The organism is Bartonella eidoli, from assembly GCF_036576145.1.
GTDB lineage: Bacteria > Pseudomonadota > Alphaproteobacteria > Rhizobiales > Rhizobiaceae > Bartonella.
The window spans coordinates 34,430-54,026 of sequence record NZ_JBAFWX010000004.1; the positions used below are offsets into that span (position 1 = coordinate 34,430).

Annotated in this window: 16 protein-coding genes and 1 pseudogene; 6 read left to right on the plus strand and 11 right to left on the minus strand. The window is 36.1% G+C overall.

Annotated elements, in window-relative coordinates; genetic code table 11:
• Positions 1-537 precede the first annotated feature (537 nt).
• Positions 538-1,260, plus strand: a complete 723-nt coding sequence (locus V5N68_RS03765; RefSeq protein ID WP_332065852.1) for a glycerophosphodiester phosphodiesterase — start codon at positions 538-540, stop codon at positions 1,258-1,260.
• Positions 1,261-1,382: 122 nt separating this feature from the next.
• Here V5N68_RS03765 and V5N68_RS03770 read toward each other — a convergent pair whose 3' ends face one another.
• The 7 genes from V5N68_RS03770 to V5N68_RS03800 all read right to left on the minus strand — a co-directional run bounded on the left by V5N68_RS03770 (position 1,383) and on the right by V5N68_RS03800 (position 8,542).
• Positions 1,383-2,420 (minus strand): sn-glycerol-3-phosphate import ATP-binding protein UgpC, encoded by a 1,038-nt coding sequence (locus V5N68_RS03770; RefSeq protein WP_332065853.1) that lies wholly within the window; start codon positions 2,418-2,420, stop codon positions 1,383-1,385.
• A gap of 2 nt (positions 2,421-2,422) precedes the next feature.
• Positions 2,423-3,274: a sn-glycerol-3-phosphate ABC transporter permease UgpE gene (ugpE, locus tag V5N68_RS03775; protein WP_332065854.1), complete on the minus strand. Its 852-nt coding sequence runs from the start codon at positions 3,272-3,274 to the stop codon at positions 2,423-2,425.
• 10 nt (positions 3,275-3,284) lie between these two features.
• Positions 3,285-4,169, minus strand: a complete 885-nt coding sequence (ugpA, locus tag V5N68_RS03780) for a sn-glycerol-3-phosphate ABC transporter permease UgpA (protein ID WP_332065855.1) — start codon at positions 4,167-4,169, stop codon at positions 3,285-3,287.
• 104 nt (positions 4,170-4,273) lie between these two features.
• Positions 4,274-5,599 carry a sn-glycerol-3-phosphate ABC transporter substrate-binding protein UgpB gene (ugpB, locus tag V5N68_RS03785; RefSeq protein WP_332065856.1) on the minus strand — a complete coding sequence of 442 codons (1,326 nt, stop codon included), beginning with the start codon at positions 5,597-5,599 and terminating at the stop codon, positions 4,274-4,276.
• Positions 5,600-5,988: 389 nt separating this feature from the next.
• Entirely contained in the window at positions 5,989-6,903 is a 915-nt protein-coding gene (locus V5N68_RS03790) for a metal ABC transporter solute-binding protein, Zn/Mn family (RefSeq protein WP_332065857.1), read from the minus strand.
• Position 6,904: 1 nt separating this feature from the next.
• Positions 6,905-7,744 carry a metal ABC transporter permease gene (locus tag V5N68_RS03795; RefSeq protein ID WP_442879690.1) on the minus strand — a complete coding sequence of 280 codons (840 nt, stop codon included), beginning with the start codon at positions 7,742-7,744 and terminating at the stop codon, positions 6,905-6,907.
• A gap of 45 nt (positions 7,745-7,789) precedes the next feature.
• Positions 7,790-8,542, minus strand: coding sequence for an ABC transporter ATP-binding protein (locus tag V5N68_RS03800; RefSeq protein ID WP_332065859.1), 753 nt, complete (start codon positions 8,540-8,542; stop codon positions 7,790-7,792).
• Between the two features lie 660 nt (positions 8,543-9,202).
• On the opposite strand from V5N68_RS03800, the gene nrdH reads away from it, so the two are divergent.
• From nrdH to nrdF, 4 genes are read left to right on the plus strand one after another with little or no spacing between them, the layout of a single operon-like run.
• Positions 9,203-9,427 (plus strand): glutaredoxin-like protein NrdH, encoded by a 225-nt coding sequence (gene nrdH / locus V5N68_RS03805; protein WP_332065860.1) that lies wholly within the window; start codon positions 9,203-9,205, stop codon positions 9,425-9,427.
• Positions 9,427-9,825: a class Ib ribonucleoside-diphosphate reductase assembly flavoprotein NrdI gene (nrdI, locus tag V5N68_RS03810; protein ID WP_332065861.1), complete on the plus strand. Its 399-nt coding sequence runs from the start codon at positions 9,427-9,429 to the stop codon at positions 9,823-9,825. The genes nrdH and nrdI overlap by 1 nt, the downstream gene beginning before the upstream one ends.
• Positions 9,807-11,957 carry a class 1b ribonucleoside-diphosphate reductase subunit alpha gene (nrdE, locus tag V5N68_RS03815; protein WP_332065862.1) on the plus strand — a complete coding sequence of 717 codons (2,151 nt, stop codon included), beginning with the start codon at positions 9,807-9,809 and terminating at the stop codon, positions 11,955-11,957. Before nrdI ends, nrdE begins: the two co-directional genes overlap by 19 nt.
• A gap of 11 nt (positions 11,958-11,968) precedes the next feature.
• Positions 11,969-12,943, plus strand: coding sequence for a class 1b ribonucleoside-diphosphate reductase subunit beta (nrdF, locus tag V5N68_RS03820; protein ID WP_332065863.1), 975 nt, complete (start codon positions 11,969-11,971; stop codon positions 12,941-12,943).
• Here nrdF and prmC read toward each other — a convergent pair.
• The 4 genes and pseudogenes from prmC to secA all read right to left on the minus strand — a co-directional run bounded on the left by prmC (position 12,940) and on the right by secA (position 18,206).
• Positions 12,940-13,806 carry a peptide chain release factor N(5)-glutamine methyltransferase gene (prmC, locus tag V5N68_RS03825; protein WP_332065864.1) on the minus strand — a complete coding sequence of 289 codons (867 nt, stop codon included), beginning with the start codon at positions 13,804-13,806 and terminating at the stop codon, positions 12,940-12,942. The genes nrdF and prmC overlap by 4 nt on opposite strands.
• A 3-nt stretch (positions 13,807-13,809) precedes the next feature.
• A complete protein-coding gene (gene prfA, locus V5N68_RS03830; RefSeq protein ID WP_332065865.1) occupies positions 13,810-14,883 on the minus strand; it encodes a peptide chain release factor 1 in 1,074 nt (357 codons plus the stop codon).
• Positions 14,884-15,059: 176 nt separating this feature from the next.
• Positions 15,060-15,553 (minus strand): annotated as a pseudogene (locus V5N68_RS03835) (Fur family transcriptional regulator).
• Positions 15,492-18,206 (minus strand): preprotein translocase subunit SecA, encoded by a 2,715-nt coding sequence (gene secA / locus V5N68_RS03840; protein ID WP_332065866.1) that lies wholly within the window; start codon positions 18,204-18,206, stop codon positions 15,492-15,494. Before secA ends, V5N68_RS03835 begins: the two are co-directional and overlap by 62 nt.
• A gap of 385 nt (positions 18,207-18,591) precedes the next feature.
• Here secA and V5N68_RS03845 point away from each other — a divergent pair, with 385 nt between their 5' ends.
• Complete coding sequence (locus V5N68_RS03845) at positions 18,592-19,548, plus strand: peptidylprolyl isomerase (RefSeq protein WP_332065867.1); 957 nt, start codon at positions 18,592-18,594, stop codon at positions 19,546-19,548.
• The last annotated feature ends 49 nt before the right edge of the window (positions 19,549-19,597 follow it).

Here is a 19,597-nt window from a genome sequence, read left to right on the forward strand (position 1 = left end):
GGTGATGCAGTAGAGTTGTGTAAAAGTTTTCTTGTCCTGTATATTACCGTGATATTTTGTTTTTGACTAAAAAAGTTTTTTACAGTTTATAGATTAAAAAGAAGCCATTTTTCTTAATAGTCATCTGCTTGAGTAAAGTTGGAGACAGGTGTGCGTTTTCTGATTATTGGTAAAAATTTCTTGAGATGTTGTGGTAGTATTTAGCGAAGGGACTAATTTTTGCGCCATTTGAGTTGAAATAATGAAAAAGTGTAAAAAGTAAGATAATCTCTGAATATGGTATTGTTATCGTAAAGGTGATTTTTAAACTTCATGATTACAAAGGGTTTTATTTATATCGCACTTTATAAGTGGTAATGACTAGTTTTAAGTGCAAATATTTTAAGAATAGTGCTATTTGTAATTGAATACTAAAGTGATTGGACAAAAGAAAGAAAGATTTTTAGATAATTGTTGTATGTTTGATATGGATTTAGAAAATATCATCTGATTGCATATTATTTACTCTCATTTAAAATTTAGAAGTGTGAAATTTTTATGTTTGAAAAAAAAATTGTTGCGCATCGTGGTGGAGCTAATCTTTCTCCTGAAAATACACTGTCAGCATTTCATAATGCGATTGCATTGAAAGTAGATGAGATTGAGTGTGACGTTCATCTTCTTAAAAGTGGTGAAGTGGTTGTATTTCATGATTTTTATTTAGAACAATTGGTTGGAAAAAAAGAATATATTTATGATGTTGATAATGAAACACGCAAAAAACTTTGTGTGAAAGGAAGCACTGAAGCTCCACCTTTGTTAGAGGAAGTTCTTGATATTTTGAAACCTAGCAATGTTGCACTGCATCTTGAAATTAAAACATGTGGTAACGTTGAGCGCGAATATCTTTTATCTGAAAAGGCGCTTGCATTGATAAAAAGCAGAAATTTAGTAGAACGGGTTTCAGCAATTAGTTTTGATCCTTCTTGTCTTCGCCCCTTCATTGAAGAAGGAATACCATCTGGGCCGTGTATTGATAGTTTTGAAGGTGATATACGAAGTTATTTTTCTGAATGGAAACAATTAGGGTACCGTGATTTAAGTGTGAACGGTTCTGTTGCTTCACAGGATTTTGTTGAATCTGCATTTAATGCTGGATTTACTGTGGGAGTGTGGACAATTAATGGACAAGCTCGATTATCGTATTGGCTTGATATGCCAGTCCACTATATTACAACAGATCAGCCTGACCTTGCTTTACGACTGCGTTCGCAAAAATAAAAACTATTATATTATTCCAAAGACAAACTTCATATTTTTATTAAGATAGTGAGCAGAAGATCAATTGCTTGTTAATATTGCTTACTACGATTTATGAAGTTTGAACTTTACCATAATAATCATTACGTGCGCTTTCCTGTGTTTTTGTTAAATGTGTGAAAGCTGTCATGCGCAACAGTAAAGCTTAATTCTTGGCCATAGTCATTCATAAGACGCTCTTTTGTTTCTATGGTAAATATAATGTCATTCCAACGTGTTAAAATGTGGCACCCTGTTCCTACAGGTTTGATAAGTTCAATTTTTGTATGGAAAACAGGCCCTTTATCTGGGTATTTCCCTAATAAAACTGCTTCAGGTCTAAATGCTAAAAGATCAGTTTCTTTACTACAAGCAAATGGATTGCCCAAATGTTGTTCTAATATTTGACGATTCAAAAAGTTCATCGGGGGAGAACCAATAAACTCAGCAACAAAAGTTGTTGCAGGACGATCATAAATCTCCATAGGGGTTCCAATTTGTTCGATACGCCCTTTATTAAGAACAACTATCCTATCAGCGAGTGTCATTGCTTCTAATTGATCGTGGGTAACATAGAGACTGGTTGTTCCTAAAGAACGCTGTAGCGTTTTAATTTCGATACACATTTGTGCACGTAATTTTGCATCAAGATTGGAAAGTGGCTCATCAAAAAGAAAAACGCGTGGTTGACGTACAATAACACGCCCCATTGCAACACGTTGCCGTTGTCCTCCTGATAATTGTCGCGGTTTACGATCTAGAAATGGCTCTATTTGTAAAAGTTTTGCAGCATGTGCAACACGTTTTTTTATTTCTTCTTTGGGAGTTTTACGATTTTTAAGGCCATATTCTAGGTTACCACGTACTGTCATATGGGGGTAGAGTGCATAATTTTGGAAAACCATAGCGATATCGCGATCAGCAGGTTCACGATCATTAACGCATTCATGATCAATATAAAGCTTACCTGAGGTAACTTGTTCAAGTCCAGCGATAATGCGCAATAAGGTTGATTTCCCGCACCCTGAAGGACCAACAAGGACAAGAAGTTCGCGATCAGCAACGTTTAAATCCAGATCATTAATAATCAAAATGCCATTGTCATATTGTTTTGTTATATTTGACAATTGAATTGTTGCCACAATTATTTCTCCGTTTCAATGAGGCCTTTAACAAAAAGCCGCTGCATAAGAATAACAATTAGAACAGGTGGTATCATGGCAACGACTGCTATTGCCATAAGGATATTCCATTGAGGGTCATGTTGAAGAGATTCTACTATAAGCTGTTTTAATATCACGAGAATAGTTTGGTGGTTTTGATCTGTTGTCACAATAAGAGGCCAGAGATATTGTACCCATCCATAAATGAACATGATGATAAATAAAGCAGCAATATTACTTTTACTAAGGGGTAAAAGAATATCTTTAAAAAACTTAAATGGTCCTGCGCCATCAACACGTGCAGCTTCTAAAAGCTCATCAGGAACAGTTAAAAAAAACTGACGAAATAGAAATGTAGCAGTTGCTGATGCAATGAGTGGAATAATCATTCCGCTATAGGTGTTTATCATTCCCAATTTTGCAATTACAACATATGTTGGAATGATGCGGACTTCGACAGGAAGCATCAATGTGATAAAAATAAGAGCAAAAGCAGTTTTTCGGAAAGGAAAGCGCATATAGACGATTGCATAAGCAGAAAAAAGTGAAATAAGAATTTTTCCAATACTAATGCCAAACGCCATAATAAATGAATTCATTAAAAGTGGCCCTAGTCGTGGAAGACCAAGCTGTGCGAGTTTATCACCAAAGATTACTGTATAGTTTTCTATAGCATATTTCCCCGGCAGGAGAGGAAGTGCTCCTGCGTTAAATGAAGCTGAACTATGGGTTGAAGCAATAATGGCGACATAAATTGGAAAGCAAATAACGATAATACCTACAATTATGATAAGGTGAGTCATAAACTTTAAAATAGGACGATTTTCAACCATAACGTTCTTTCTAATATTGTACGCGACGTTCAACCCAACGAAATTGTATGAATGTTAAGATAATAACCATCAGCATTAATATTACGGATTGCGCTGCTGATATACCAATCATTTGATTTTTAAAGCCATCCTCATATACTTTATAGACGAGGGTGTTTGTAGCGTTGGCTGGTCCTCCAGAAGTTATATTATCGATGATACCAAATGTATCAAACATAACATAGTGAATGTTTATAATGAGAAGAAAAAAGGTTGTTGGTGAAATTTGCGGAAATATTACGGTCCAAAATCGTTTAAAAGGGCCAGCACCATCTATTGCTGCTGCTTCTATTTGAGAACGTGGAATAGATTGAAGACCTGCAAGGAAGAAAAGAAAATTGTAAGAGACTTGTTGCCAGCTAGCAGCAATTACAATAAGAATCATTGCTTGAATGCCGCTAATACGATGGTTCCATATGATGCCTATTTTTTCCAGGATAAAAGGAAAAATTCCAATAGTAGGGTGAAAAATAAACAACCACAATACACCAGATAATACAGGAGCAATTGCATAAGGTAAAAGCAAAAACATTGTATAAGTCTTTTGTGCACGAATAACACGATCCACAGAAACAGCCAAAAGAAGGGATATTGCCATTGTAACAACAGTGACAGAAACAGAAAATATTATGGTTGTAAGTAATGACTTCACATAAATAGGATCAGAAAAGATCGCTACATAATTTTCAAAGCCAACAAATGTCTTAATAAGACCAAAAGTGTCTTCACGCTCAAAAGACAACTTTACTGTTTGAGCTGCAGGCAGCAGAAAAAATAGAAAAGTAACAGCGAGTTGAGGAAAAAGCAGCCAGTAAGGGAGTAGGCTATTTTTAAAGTATGCATGTTTTTCTTGCATTTTAAAAATTCTTTAACACGAGTGTATGATCAAAATAATAAAAGAACTTTTAAAAACTCAATTTTTAGATTGAGTTTTTTCATGTTAAATAGCAATCATAAAATTTAACGATGTGCTTTTTCAAATTCACGGAGAAGTTTATTACCACGCTTAACTGCTGTATCTAATCCTTCTTTGGGAGTTTTTGAGCCATTAAGAACGGCTTCCAACTCTTGATCAAGAATAGAACGAATTTGTGGTAAATTACCAAATCTTACTCCTTTTGAATTAATCGTTGGTGGATTAAGATTGATCTGTTTGATAGCTATATCTGAGCCTGGATTTTGATCATAAAAATGATGTTCTACACTTAATTTATAAGCAGCCTCTGTAATTGGAAGATAACCCGTTTTTTGATGCCATTTTGCTTGATTATCTGTTCTCGCAAGAAATTTAAGAAAAGCCGCTGCTCCTGCATATTCTTTCGGAGTATGACCTTTTAATGCCCAAATAGAAGCACCTCCAATAATTGAATTTTGTGGCGCACCTTCAATATTGTTGTAGTAAGGTAGCATACCAATCCCAACATCAAACTGAGCTTCAGAAAAGATACCATTACGAGATCCTGAGGATTGTATAAAAATTGCACAGTTTTGTGCCATAAACATTGATGTTGCATCTAATGCACCAGCGGGGCCACCATAGCGAAAAATATTTTGATCAGACCACTTTTTTAGATCAGTCCACATACGCACTTGTAGAGGTCCATTAAATGCGAGTTCTGAATTAAGTCCACCAAAACCATTTTCTTTTGTCCCAAAGGGAATATTGTGCAATGCCGAAAAATTTTCTATACCGATCCATTGAGCTGCGTAAGCCATTGTAAAACCACAACTCGCTGCTTTAGATTCAAGAATTTTTTGGGAAAAACTTTCAACGTCCTGCCATGTTTTAGGGGCTTGTTCTGGATTAAGCCCCGCTTTTTTAAAGATATCTTTGTTATAATAAAGGATTGGAGTTGAAGCGTTAAATGGTAGCGACCACATGTGACCCTGAGAATCCGAATAATAATCTCTGATAGCAGGTAAGTAATCCGTAGGGTCAAATTTCTGTTTTGTATCTGCCATAAGTTGATAAATTGGATAAACTACATTTTTTGTAGCCATCATAGTTTCGGTACCAACTTCATAAATCTGAGCGAGAACGGGTTGTTGTTTCCCACGAAATGCTGCGATGAGTGAAGTCATACCCTCTTCATACTCACCACGAAATGAGGGAACGATTTTATATTCAGATTGGCTTGCATTAAAGTCGTTAATAAAATTTTCAGTTTGTTTTCCCAGCTCACCACTCATAGAGTGCCAAAAGCTAATTTTTGTTTGTGCAAAACCTGCTGTTGTTCCGATGATAGTAACCATAAACATCACTATGGAAAAATAAAAGCGACTCATAATTCACCCTTTCTGAAGTGATAGAACACAGATTCCCCTCCTCATAATATTACACATGCACTGCCTCGAAGGTTCCGTTTCAAAAATATATCAAGCCCATTTAAACAGGAACCATCAAAAGGTCAAACGAATTTGTTTATATTGTTGTTAGTTTTCTCTTGGAGATTGGCAGTGTATGTTAATAGGATTGTTGCGGATATTTAATAACAAATGATTTGAATACGGAGCGTATGAAGGGAACTCAGAGGCAGAAGCAGTAATTGCTGGTAATTGAAAAAATATGGTGTATCTGAATTTATAATTTTATGGTTTATAAATTGTTCTTTCGTACATTGTGAGCAATGATATTTGAAAAGTTATTTTCATTCCACTACTTATGATCATGTATTTTAGTGTTTTACTATCGCATCAATGATAGTGGTAACATTATGCTTCATCATATCAAGATACGTTGCAGCGGGGCCATTTTCGTTTGATAATGCATCAGAATATAATGTTCCACCGATTTTTAAACCTGTTTCTTTTGATATTTGTTTTATGAGATGAGGCTTAGAAATATTTTCAACAAATAATGCTGCTGCTTTATTTGTTTTAATTTGTTGGATAAGTTTCGCTACATCAGCAGCGGTAGCTTCAGTTTCTGTTGAAGCTCCTTGGGGGGCGAGAACAGTAAAACCATATTCTTGAGCAAAATAGTTAAAAGAATTATGAGACATTATAATAATACGCCTATCTTTTGGAATGGTAGAAATTTTTTCTGAGATAATTTTTTGCATTTTATTGAGCTTTTGGGTGTAGGCATTGGCGTTATTCTTGTAGATTATACAAGACTTTTGGTCGACTTTGCAAAGAGCAGTCGTGATATTTTTGATATAAATTTTCGTATTAGGAATAGTTTGCCAAGCGTGTGGATCAATTTCGTTTTGATGATGATAGTGTTCGATACCATGTCTTTGATTTTTTATTGTGAGAGGGGGAACATTAGCGCTGACTTCTACAATAAGTGCTTTTGTATCGCTTGCTGTAATGAGTCTATTCATAAAACCTTCTAAATGAAGACCATTGATAAAAATAATATCGGCATTTTTTAGAGCTTGGGCATCATGGGGGATAGCTTCGTAAGTGTGCATATTAGCATTTGGTCCTATAAGGGTGATAATAGAAATATGATTTCCTCCTACATTTTTGACTAAATCTGCAAGAATAGAAAAGCTTGTCACAACCTTGATTTTATTATGAGCAGAAGCAGAAAATGGAAGAAGGGTGAACAACAAGAGAATTCTAAGCAAAACAAATTGAGGCACATTATTTCCTTAAAGTGAGAGGAAAATATAGGAAAAGGCGAGGAAAGCGTGTGACAATAAAACCCCGTGGGCTTATGAGGTAAGAAAAAAGGTAAATAATTCCTGCTACAATAATGATAGAGGGGCCAGAAGGAAGTGATAAATGAAAAGAAAGCAGCAAACCACATGTGCTAGCAATAATTCCTAAAAAAATAGAGAGTATACAAATGGCTCCTAAGCGTGCAAGCCAAAAGCGGGCTGTAATAGCTGGAATCATCATAATACCGACGGAGAGTAATGTTCCTAGTGATTGAAAACCGCCAACGAGATTTAATATCACAAGCCCGAGTAATAATACATGAATGTATTTGCCTAATGGCGAGAGTAGTTTAAAAAACAAAGGGTCGAAGCTTTCCATTACAAGAGCGCGCCAGAAAATACAAAGGCTACATAGTGTGATTAACATTATAGTCATAATTAGCCAAAGAGCCTGTATATCAATAGCAAGCACTGAGCCAAATAAAAAGTGAAGCAAATCAACTGTTGAATCTTTCAGTGAAACAATAATTATCCCTGCAGCTAGTGCGATAAGATAAAATACTGTCATTGATGCATCTTCTTTTTGAATGCTATTTCTTGAAATTAAAGCAGTTGCTGTTGCTACAATTACGCCAGCCAAGATACCGCCAAGTGTCATAGAAATGAGAGAGAAGCCACAAAAAAGAAAAGAAGTTGCAACACCCGGAAGAATAGCGTGGGATATAGCATCTCCTGTCAGACTCATCCCACGCAGCATCAGAAATACACCAACTGGACAGGCGCTAATTGATAAAAGAATCGAACCGATTAAAGCATTTTGCATAAAGTGAAAATCAATGAAGGGAGCAAATAAAAGTGAATACACGTATTATGCTCCAATATAATTACAATCATTGATGGAAGGAAATTTTTCTTGCGATTTGATCTCAGGAGGGGTGGATGAAAGAGGCGATATAATTTGATGAGGAATGTGATTAAAAAACTCTTTTGTTTTTCCAAAAGAAGCATTTTGTTTATTAATTTGTATCATTTTTGGAAAATATTTTTCTACAATGAGGGGGTCGTGTAGTGTTGTAAGAATTGTTCGCCCTTGTTTTTGCCAGTGGGTAATTAAGGCTAAAAGGTCTTTTTGAGTATGATGGTCTACACCATTGAAAGGTTCATCAAGTAAGATAGTGTCAGCATCTTGTATAATAATCCGTGCAAAAAGTGCACGCTGCAATTGACCGCTTGATAGCGTATCAAGTGGTTGTGTAGCAAGTGCTGTAAGCCCAACCATTTCAAGTGCATTTTGTACTTTATGTTGATAGGAACGTTGATTTTTCCACAATCCACAAAAAGACCATAGACCTGTTTTTATAAGTTCTTTTACATCTAATGGAAATGTTTTATCAATTTCGCATTGCTGGGAAAGATAAGCAACACGGTTCTTTTCAGGTTGTATGATTTTACCGCTAATGGGTTTAATTAAGCCAGCAATAGCTTTAAGGAGGGTAGATTTCCCAGAACCATTATCACCAGTTATTGCAACCAATGAACCAGCCACTAGTTTTGCCGAAAAGCCCTTTATAACTACTCTGCTCACGTAACCTAATGTTGCATCGTCGAAATGCAAGCCCATAATTCATACCACCATCATTAGAGGAATACTTTTGCTTCAAATTTTATCTAAGATAGTTATGTTATATAGTTACATATGTCAATAAAATGTTATATTATTACATTTCGAAGCTAAAAAAATTAGATTTTGATAAATAAAAAGATCGTGGAAAGTTCAAAACAAGAGTTGAATTTTTGTAATGAAATATTAAAAATATTACAGAGTTGTAAAAACAAAGTTGTAAAAACAAAATGAGTGTATGTGCGTTTTGTTTGGTATCTGAGCTATTTCAGCAGTGGAAAGTAATTAATTTAATATAAAGTGGTATTTTCACTGAAGTATTTTAGTAAAGATTCTTTTTTATATTTTGTAATTATTATGTCATGAAGGGGAAGATGTTTGGAAACAGCTGCTTAAGGCGTTATCGTAGATCGTTGATTTTTTTGTAAGACGACAGGAGGGAAATGCAATTCAAGCAGGCTATAATTAGGAAAATTCATTATAAGTTATTGAATAATCATATATTCTCACCGTGTTTTTAAATTAGTCAGTTAAGGATATGGGGATTTCGGTTATGTTTGAGAAGCTGTGTATTGCTTGAATTAGGGTATAATTGCACGTATTTGTACACTCACGTACTTGCGTATATTTTCTTGTTTTAGGGATTGTGGAAGTTTTAAAATGTCGATTACTATTTATAGTAAGCCATCTTGTGTCCAATGCGACGCTACACGACGTGCCTTTGATGCTAAAGGTATCGATTATAATGTCGTTGATATTTCTTGTGATGAGCGAGCATATAATTTTGTTCAATCTTTGGGGTATCGTCAAGTTCCTGTAGTTGTTTGTGGTGAAAATCATTGGTCAGGTTTTAGACCAGATATGATTAGTGGTCTTTGTGACTAATGGGGCTTATTGTTTATTACTCAAGTAAAACGGGCAATACTGAGCATTTTGTTTCTCAAATTGACCAACGGCTTTTAAAAATTGATAAAAAAAAATCGTGTGTGTTGGTTAATGAGCCCTATATATTAGTTGTTCCCACATATGCAGATGGGGAAGGGAGAATGGCTGTGCCGAAAGCGGTTATTCGTTTTCTCAATGAGACCGAAAACCGTAGATTAATTCGTGGTGTCATTGGTGGTGGAAATCGTAATTTTGGTCGCAATTATGGTTTAGCTAGCAGGATCATTTCCGAAAAATGCTGTGTGCCTTGCCTTTATCGTTTTGAGCTGCGTGGAACTGATGAAGATGTTATTTGTGTAAAAAAGGGATTGGAGAGATTTTGGAAACAATCGGTATAGAACGGCTGAAAAATCCGGATCAAGTTACGGATTATCATGCACTAAATGCAATGCTTAATCTTTATGATGAAAATGGTCGTATTCAATTTGATATGGATCGGCTTGCAGCACGGCAGTATTTTCTCCAGCATGTTAATCAAAATACAGTTTTTTTTCATAATCTCAAAGAAAAAATAGATTATTTGATAGAGGAAGGCTACTATGAGGAAGCTTTGTTGAGGCTTTATGATTTTTCTTTTATCAAAAGGCTTTTTAAACGTGCTTATGCATTTAAGTTTCGCTTTCCTACTTTTTTAGGTGCATTTAAGTATTATACTAGCTACACGCTAAAAACTTTTGATGGAAAGCGCTATCTTGAACGATATGAGGATCGAGTTTGTCTTGTAGCTTTATATTTGGCGCAAGGGAATAAGGTGCTTGCTGAGAGACTTGTAGATGAAATTATTACAGGGCGTTTTCAGCCTGCAACACCAACATTTTTAAATGCTGGAAAGAAGCAGCGTGGTGAATTGGTCTCGTGTTTTTTGTTGCGTGTTGAGGATAGTATGGAATCAATAGGCCGTTCCATTAATTCGGCTTTACAACTTTCAAAACGCGGTGGAGGTGTGGCGCTATGTTTAACTAATTTGCGAGAAGCAGGGGCGCCAATAAAGAAAATAGAAAATCAGTCTTCAGGTGTTTTGCCTGTAATGAAGCTTTTAGAAGATTCTTTTTCTTATGCCAATCAACTTGGTGCGCGGCAGGGAGCCGGTGCTGTTTATTTGCATGCGCATCATTTGGATATTATGAAATTTTTGGATACAAAGCGCGAAAATGCTGATGAAAAGGTTAGAATCAAGACGCTTTCGCTTGGTGTTATTATTCCTGATATTACTTTTGAACTTGCGCGTAATAATGAGGATATGTACCTATTCTCACCTTATGATATAGAGCGTGTTACAGGGAAACCTTTTAGCGACATTTCTTTAACGGAGCATTATCGGTCTTTTGTTGATGACGCAAGGATTCGTAAAAAGAAAATAAGTGCGCGCGTCTTTTTCCAAACTTTAGCAGAAATCCAATTTGAGTCAGGTTATCCATATATTTTATTTGAGGACACCGCCAATCGAACTAATCCAATAGCTGGTCGTATAAGTATGAGCAATTTATGTTCAGAAATTTTGCAGGTAAGTGAAGCCAGTGAGTTAGAAATTGATTTAACTTATCGTACTATCGGGAGTGATATATCTTGTAATCTTGGTTCCATGAATATTGCAAAAGCAATCGAAGGCAATGATTTAGGGAAAACGGTGGAAGTTGCTATTCGTGCTCTCACTGCTGTTTCAGATATGAGCAATATTGCTTGTGTTCCTTCTATTGCGAAAGGCAATGCGGAAAGCCATGCAGTTGGTTTAGGACAAATGAATTTACATGGTTTTTTAGCGCGAGAACAGATTTATTACGGGTCTCCCGAAGCAATTGATTTTACCAATATCTATTTTTATACTGTGACATACCATGCAATACGTGCTTCCAATTTAATTGCGCGGGAGCGCCAAGCAGCGTTTGCAGGGTTTGAAAAATCTGCTTATGCAGATGGTCGTTTTTTTGAAAAATATATTGAAAAAGAATGGAAACCACAGTTTTCGGTTGTGCAAGAGATTTTTAAACGTAATAATATTGGCATACCTAATCAAGAAGATTGGCAGGAACTTAAAAAATTGGTTGCTGAATACGGTCTTTATAACCGCAACCTTCAGGCTGTACCACCTACAGGGTCTATCTCTTATATTAATTATGCGACATCTTCGATTCATCCTATTGCGTCAAAGATTGAAATTCGCAAAGAAGGAAAAATTGGACGCGTTTATTATCCTGCTCCTTACATGGATAATACAAATTTAAATTTTTACCAAGATGCTTATGAGATTGGTCCTGAAAAAATTATTGATACTTATGCTGCTGCTACGCAGCATGTTGATCAAGGTCTTTCGCTAACATTATTCTTTCCTGATACAGCAACTACACGTGATATTAATCGTGCACAAATTTATGCTTGGAAAAAAGGAATAAAGAGTATTTATTATATACGGTTGCGGCAAATGGCGCTAAGTGGGACAGAAGTGGATGGCTGTGTTTCGTGCAGTTTATAGGAGATAGTCATATGACAAAGATTTCAACAAAGAACCCTGTTGTTAGTGCTGTTAATTGGAATAGATTACATGATGAAAAGGATCTTGAGGTTTGGAACCGCTTAACTGGAAATTTTTGGCTTCCTGAGAAAGTTCCTCTTTCTAATGATATTCCTTCATGGGCGAGTTTGACAGAAGAAGAACGGAAGTTAACGATTCGTGTTTTTACAGGATTAACTCTTTTGGATACAGTGCAGAACACTGTGGGAGCTATTTCTCTTATGGCTGATGCGATAACAGAGCATGAGGAAGCTGTGTTAACAAACATTGCGTTCATGGAGGCGGTTCATGCGCGTTCTTATTCTTCTATTTTTTCAACTTTATGCTCAACAGCAGAAGTTGATGATGCTTTTAGATGGTCAGAAGAAAATATTCATTTGCAAAAAAAGGCCAGGTTAGTCCTTGAGCGTTATGAAGCACATAATCCATTAAAGAAAAAAGTTGCTTCGACTTTGCTTGAAAGTTTTTTATTTTATTCTGGTTTTTATTTGCCTATGTATTGGGCGAGTCGTGCTAAATTGAGCAATACAGCTGATTTAATCAGACTCATTATTCGTGATGAAGCCGTACATGGTTACTATATAGGCTATAAGTTTCAATTGGGATTTGCAAAACTTGATGAAGATAAAAAGAAGGAAATGAAAGATTTTGCCTTTGAATTACTCTTTGATCTTTATAATATTGAATGCAAATATACTGAAGATCTTTATGATAATATTGGGCTAACAGAAGATGTTAAAGTTTTTCTTCATTATAATGCAAATAAGGCTTTAATGAATCTGGGGTTTGAAGCTCTTTTTCCACCTGAAGTTTGTCGTGTTAATCCAGCGATTTTGGCAGCTTTATCACCAAGCTCAGATGAAAACCATGACTTTTTTTCAGGGGCTGGTTCTTCCTATGTCATTGGCAAGGCTGTTGCTACTACAGATGATGATTGGAAATTTTAAGGATTATATGCAAAAAGAAGCGCACGAGGTATATTATTTAAGTCTCTGCGCATTTCTATACATTGAAAGCTATTTTTTTCAAATAAGTTACAAACTTTTTTTTCTTGAGAATAGCCGATTTCAATGGCTATATGACCGTTTTCTTTTAAGTAGTGTGCTGCTTTATATGCGAGTTTGCGATAGAAATTAAGACCATCTTTTCCACCGTTGAGAGCATGCAATGGATCATAAAGGCGTACTTCTTTTGCAAGGTTTTTGATATCTTTTTCTGGAATATAAGGTGGGTTAGAAATAATGAGGTCAAATCGACCTCTTACAGAATTAAACCAATCACTGAGAAGCGGTGTAAAACGGTGTATTACTTCCGCATTTTTTGCATTTTTTGTAGCTGTTTTGAGAGCATCTTTAGAAATGTCGACAGCTACTGCATGCGACTGAGGGATTTGTTTAAGAATTGCAACGGCAATGGCACCGCTTCCCGTTCCCATATCAAGGAATGATATTTTTTTTGACTTTTTTACTTGTTTTTTTAGGAGCGGTAAAACGATATCCACTAGCGTTTCTGTATCAGAGCGTGGTTCTAATGTATCTTGAGATAATGTAAAAGGTATACCATAAAAATCTCGAACTCCTATAATACGGTGAACAGGCTCTCCAGCAATACGTCGTTGAATAAGTTGCTCTAATTGTAAAATTTGTTCAGAAGATAGGCAAAAATGTGGTTTGCAAATTCTATCAGATGCGTTTGTGCCTGTTATCCATTCAACAAGTATTTTTGCATCAAGATTGGCTTCAGGAATTCTTTGAGAATGTAATCTCTCTTGAGTTTTTCGTATGATATTACTGAGAGAATGTTCATTCATTCATTATTTATCCCTCTCTGTAAGAAGGGTAGTCTGGTAGTCGGAGATAAGTGCATTAACAAGTTCATGAAGGTCTCCTTCTAGAATACGATCAAGCTTATATAATGTAAGATTAATTCGATGATCAGTGATACGTCCTTGTGGAAAGTTATAGGTGCGAATACGCTCTGACCGATCACCAGAGCCAACTTGGTTCTTACGGGATGTTGAACGTTCATTTTCTGCTTTTTGCCGCTCAATATCAAATAAGCGTGCACGTAAAATTTGGAGTGCACGTGCTCGATTTTGATGTTGCGACTTTTCTGCCTGCACAACCATAATCCCTGTTGGAATATGTGTAATACGAACAGCTGAATCAGTTGTATTAACATGCTGTCCTCCCGCTCCAGAGGCACGCATCGTATCGATGCGGATATCTTCTGGGCGGATTTCAATATCAATTTCTTCGGCTTCTGGGAGTACCGCAACGGTAGCTGCAGACGTATGAATGCGTCCACCTGTTTCTGTTTCAGGGATACGTTGCACACGGTGAACGCCTGATTCAAACTTTAATTTAGAAAATACACCTTTTCCTGAAACGGTAGCAATAATTTCTTTATATCCACCAACATCACCCTCGTTAAGAGAAACAACTTCAACCTTCCAGTTATGAGTACTGGCATAACGCTCATACATACGAAAAAGATCGCCAGCAAAAAGTGCTGCTTCTGATCCTCCTGTCCCTGCTCGAATTTCAATAATGGCGTTTTTTTCATCAGCAATATCTTTTGGTAAAAGAAGAATTTGAAGCTCTTTTTGAAGCTGTTCCATTTTTTGAAATAACGGTGGTAATTCTTCTTGAACAAGGTTACGCATCTCTACATCCGTTAATTTATCACTGATTATAGCTTCTAGTTCTGTGATTTCTATATCAAGGGCATTTAATGCTCGTATAGATGTGACAATTGGCTGTAACTCTGCATATTCAGAAGCTAATTTTACGTAAGTCTCAGCATTTGGGCCTTTAGCCATTTGACTCTCGATTACTTCAAAGCGCTTTTCAAGCTGTCTCATACGATCTTGTGGTAAAGAAACCATGATGATATTGGCCTAGTTTGTTATAATCGTTGATTGATGACTTTTTAGTATCATATAATAAAGGGTAATAAAGCAGAAAGATTTTATTGCCAACGAAAACTGTAGATTTTTACAGTAAATTTATTGTAACATTCAGTTTGTATGCAGAACTTTTTGATTATATTAAAACAGTATATCTAAGGATGGCGTTTTTTTCCGTAAAGTTCAAGACGATGATGTATGACATCATAGCCAAGTGATTTAGCAATTTCTGTTTGCAATTTTTCAATAACCTCAGATTGAAATTCAATGACCTTACCCGTTTCTACATCAATGAGATGATCATGATGTTTTCCATCTGCTTGCTCAAAACGGGATGGTCCACCACTAAAAGTATGGCGATGAATTGTTCCACTTCCCTCTAATGTTTTCATAGTTCGGTAAACAGTTGATAATGAAATACTCGGATCTATTTTGTGGATGCGCTGAAAAATCTCAAACGCATTTGGATGGTCATTGGTCTTTGACAGAATATCAAGAATAATGCGTCTTTGGCGTGTGACTCTTAAACCTGCAGTGCGTAATTTTTTCTCATAATTCTGCTTTTTATTCATTTTAATGTCTACTTTTCAGATAAAGGCCCCATGGCAGTGTTTGTATTTTTTTTCTGAACCGCAAGGACAACGCTCATTGCGTCCAACCTTTCCCCATGTTGTTAAATCATTAGGGTTTCGGTCTTTAGGGTCAATTATCCTATTGTCTTTTGGCTGAGTTAACAAAGTGGGGTTATTTTCCTGATCTTTACTAATGGGAGCTTGATCTGTCTTCACCTGCAAAGATGTGAGCGATTCTATAGGCTGTTGAGCGATTTCAAAACACATTACCTTAGAAGAAACATTTTTGCGTAAGTTTTTAAGCATATTTTGAAAGAGTTCAAATGATTCTGTCTTATATTCATTAAGAGGATCCCGTTGTGCATAACCACGAAAGCCAACAACAGAACGCAAGTGATCTAAGTTTACTAGATACTCACGCCATAATGTATCAATAGTTTCAAGTAATATAGCTTTATGGAAATAAGCCATAATTTCTTGAGGGTAGCGTTCAGAACGTTCATTTTCAAATTTTACAATAGCATCTGATATGCGCTCTAAGATGATTTCTTTAGATATCCCGTCTTCTTTTGCCCATTCCTCTACTGAAAGTTCGAGGTTAAAGAGCTGATGAAGTTCTTCTTGTAGGTTTTTTACATCCCATTTTTCAACATATGTTCCAGATGGAATATAGGTTTCTACTAAATCTTCAACTACTTCATCACGCATTTCAAAGATCATGTCAGTTAAATCATCTGCCTTCATGATCTCCATACGCTGCTCAAAAATAACTTTACGTTGATCATTCATTACATCATCGTATTTTAATAGGTTTTTACGAATTTCAAAGTTTCGTGCTTCGACTTTTTTTTGAGCTTTTTCGAGAGCTTTGTTAATCCATGGATGGATAATGGCTTCATTTTCTTTCAATCCGAGCTTTTGTAGCATGCTATCCATGCGGTTTGAGCCAAAGATACGCATAAGGTCATCTTGAAGAGAAAGAAAAAATTTAGACCGTCCCGGATCGCCTTGGCGACCAGAACGTCCACGAAGCTGGTTATCGATACGGCGACTTTCGTGACGTTCAGTTGCAATGACATAAAGGCCACCAACAGCTAATGCTTTTTCTTTGAGTTTTTGAACATCTTTTTTAATCTCTTCAATTTTAGTGTTACGCTCTATCCCCTCGGGAACATTATGCAATTCTTGCCGAATACGCATTTCAACATTACCACCAAGCTGTATATCAGTGCCACGACCGGCCATGTTTGTTGCAATGGTTAAAGCGCCAGGAACTCCTGCTTGTGCAATAATATATGCTTCTTGCTCATGATAACGAGCATTTAACACTCTAAAATCAGTAATACCCTCTTTTCGTAAACGTTCTGCCAATAGTTCTGATTTTTCAATAGAGGTTGTTCCAACAAGGATAGGCTGCCCTTTTTCATGTGCTTGACGAATATCACGCACAATAGCCCGGTATTTTTCTTCTGTTGTTCGATATATCTCATCATCTTCATCATGGCGCTGTATTGGTAAATTTGTAGGGACTTCAACAACATCAAGATCATAAATACTGCTAAATTCTTCAGCCTCTGTTGCGGCAGTACCGGTCATTCCAGATAACTTTTCGTACATACGGAAATAGTTTTGAAAAGTGATAGAAGATAATGTCTGATTTTCTGGTTGAATAGCAACATGCTCCTTGGCTTCTAATGCTTGATGAAGCCCTTCAGAGTAACGTCGACCTGGCATCATACGACCCGTGAACTCATCAATTATGACAATTTCACCATTGCGAACAATATAATCTTTATCGCGAATAAATAATTTATGGGCTTTTAAAGCATTATTGACATGGTGGACGATAGAAACATTTTCTATATCATAGAGACTTTCACCTTTAAGATAATCAGCTTGTTTGAGCATTTTTTCAATTTTTTCAGTACCGATTTCAGTGAACGTCGTTGTTTTTTGTTTCTCATCTATTTCATAATCTTCTGGAATTAACGTAGGGATAAATGTGTCAATGAGATTATAGAAATCGGTGCGATCTTCTAGAGGTCCAGAAATGATAAGGGGAGTACGCGCTTCATCGATGAGAATCGAATCAACCTCATCAACGATCGCATAATGATGTCCGCGCTGAACCATTTGACTCTGATCAAAAGCCATATTGTCACGAAGATAATCAAAACCGAGCTCATTATTTGTTGCATAAGTAATGTCACATGCGTAAGCTGATCGACGGGCATCATTATCAAGATCATGGAGAATTACGCCTGTTGTGAGTCCTAAAAAGCTATAAAGTTTTCCCATAGTCTCAGCATCACGGCTGGCAAGATAGTCATTAACTGTAACGACATGAACACCTTTCCCTTCCAATGCATTGAGGTAAACTGGTAGCGTTGCCATTAATGTTTTGCCTTCACCGGTACGCATTTCAGCAATGCCTCGGTCATGAAGAACCATTCCACCAATGAGCTGTACATCAAAAATGCGCATATTATAAACACGTTTTGCTGCTTCGCGAACAGTTGCAAAAGCCTCTGGTAGAAGTGAATCGACAGTTTCACTTTCTGCTAATCGTTTACGGAACTCATCAGTTTTCTGGCAGAGTTGCGCATCACTTAATTTTTGAAACTGCTCTTCTAATGTATTAATTTTTATGATTTTTTGGCGAAAAGCTTTGAGGCGGCGCTCATGAGTTGAGCCAAAAAATTTACGTACAAAAACGCCTAAACCGACCATTCCTGGCCCTTTCTTTTATTTGTTGTCATTATAGTTGGGTACTGCATATATTACCCCTATATTTTGCATCTTCCAAGGGACTTACTACAACTAAATACAGATAATATTATTATATGCGCAATCTTTAACTTCAATTATTTGAAGTAGAAATAAGGGGATAAGTGCGTTGTGTCAACTTCAGTAATGCTCTTTAGTTAGCACATTGTAGAGTAATTTGGAGTATAATATGGCATTTTTTTGTTTTCATGAATTTGAGTATGATAAACTAAATAAAAAAAATTTATATTTTTTTAACGAAATTATTCATTTATCTATGTTTAGAGATTTTAAATGCTATGATAGAAAATTAACATTGGACGTGCACTCATCTTTAAGGAGTATATTTATGAAATTCAACTTTATCACGCTGCTTTTGGCATCTACTTTATTGGTGAGCACAAATTTAGGAGTAATGGCTCAAGAGAAAGTAAAGTCTGCATCGAATGATTTAAAGGCTTTGGAGAAAGATTCTGCAAAAACAGTTTCTCCTTCTCATGTTATGGCGGTTATTGATGGGAAAAACATCACGGCGGGACAGTTAGATGAGTTGGCGCTTGAAATAAATCCAAATTTAGCAAGTATTCCTGAGGAACAACGTCGTATAACGGTTTTGAAAGCCTATATAGATATGCAAGTATTGACTAAAGAAGCAATTAGCAAAGGTATAGATAAGACTGAAGCTTATAGTAAGCGTATGGCAATTATGCGCGATAATGTTCTTCAGCAGCTTTATTTCAAACAAATGGTTGTTGATAAGATTTTAGATACTGATTTGATAGCCTTGTACGATAAAGAAGTTGCGGCTTTACCTAAAGAAGATGAAATTAAGGCTCGCCATATTGTAGTTGGAACAAAAAAAGAAGCAGAAAATATTATTAAGCAATTAAATAAGGGAAAGAACTTTGAAGAGATTGCGAAAAAAAGTTCAATAGATGGTTCTGCATCTGTTGGGGGTGATCTTGATTATTTTAGTCATGGACAAATGGTTAAACCTTTTGAAGATGCTGCATTTAGTTTAAAAGTTGGAGAATATACTAAGCATCCTGTTGAAACCCCTTTCGGTTGGCATATTATAAAGGTGGAAGATCGTCGTTTAAAACAGCCTCCTGTCTTTGATGATGTAAAAGAGATGTTGCGTACGCAGCTTATAAAAGAGCGCTACCAAAAACTTATTACTGATTTGCGTAGCAAAATGGATGTAAAATATCCTGATGCGCATGTTGCAGAGCTTATGAAATCACTTAATAAAAATGGTATATCGTTGTTAGGTGATACATCTAACGAAGAGGAAGACGCAGAATAGTACTTTAATAAGCTAGGCGATTTGTACATTTATTTTACTCAAAGAGCCT

Excerpts from the sequence above, each read along its gene's own strand:
- ugpA (WP_332065855.1), bottom strand. The coding sequence starts at position 4,169 with ATGCAAGAAAAACATGCATACTTTAAAAATAGCCTACTCCCTTACTGG.
- V5N68_RS03765 (WP_332065852.1), top strand. The coding sequence starts at position 538 with ATGTTTGAAAAAAAAATTGTTGCGCATCGTGGTGGAGCTAATCTTTCT.
- V5N68_RS03795 (WP_442879690.1), bottom strand. The coding sequence starts at position 7,744 with ATGCAAAATGCTTTAATCGGTTCGATTCTTTTATCAATTAGCGCCTGT.
- nrdF (WP_332065863.1), top strand. The coding sequence starts at position 11,969 with ATGACAAAGATTTCAACAAAGAACCCTGTTGTTAGTGCTGTTAATTGG.
- prmC (WP_332065864.1), bottom strand. The coding sequence starts at position 13,806 with ATGAATGAACATTCTCTCAGTAATATCATACGAAAAACTCAAGAGAGA.
- nrdI (WP_332065861.1), top strand. The coding sequence starts at position 9,427 with ATGGGGCTTATTGTTTATTACTCAAGTAAAACGGGCAATACTGAGCAT.
- nrdH (WP_332065860.1), top strand. The coding sequence starts at position 9,203 with ATGTCGATTACTATTTATAGTAAGCCATCTTGTGTCCAATGCGACGCT.
- V5N68_RS03845 (WP_332065867.1), top strand. The coding sequence starts at position 18,592 with ATGAAATTCAACTTTATCACGCTGCTTTTGGCATCTACTTTATTGGTG.
- ugpB (WP_332065856.1), bottom strand. The coding sequence starts at position 5,599 with ATGAGTCGCTTTTATTTTTCCATAGTGATGTTTATGGTTACTATCATC.
- prfA (WP_332065865.1), bottom strand. The coding sequence starts at position 14,883 with ATGGTTTCTTTACCACAAGATCGTATGAGACAGCTTGAAAAGCGCTTT.
- V5N68_RS03800 (WP_332065859.1), bottom strand. The coding sequence starts at position 8,542 with ATGGGCTTGCATTTCGACGATGCAACATTAGGTTACGTGAGCAGAGTA.
- ugpE (WP_332065854.1), bottom strand. The coding sequence starts at position 3,274 with ATGGTTGAAAATCGTCCTATTTTAAAGTTTATGACTCACCTTATCATA.
- secA (WP_332065866.1), bottom strand. The coding sequence starts at position 18,206 with ATGGTCGGTTTAGGCGTTTTTGTACGTAAATTTTTTGGCTCAACTCAT.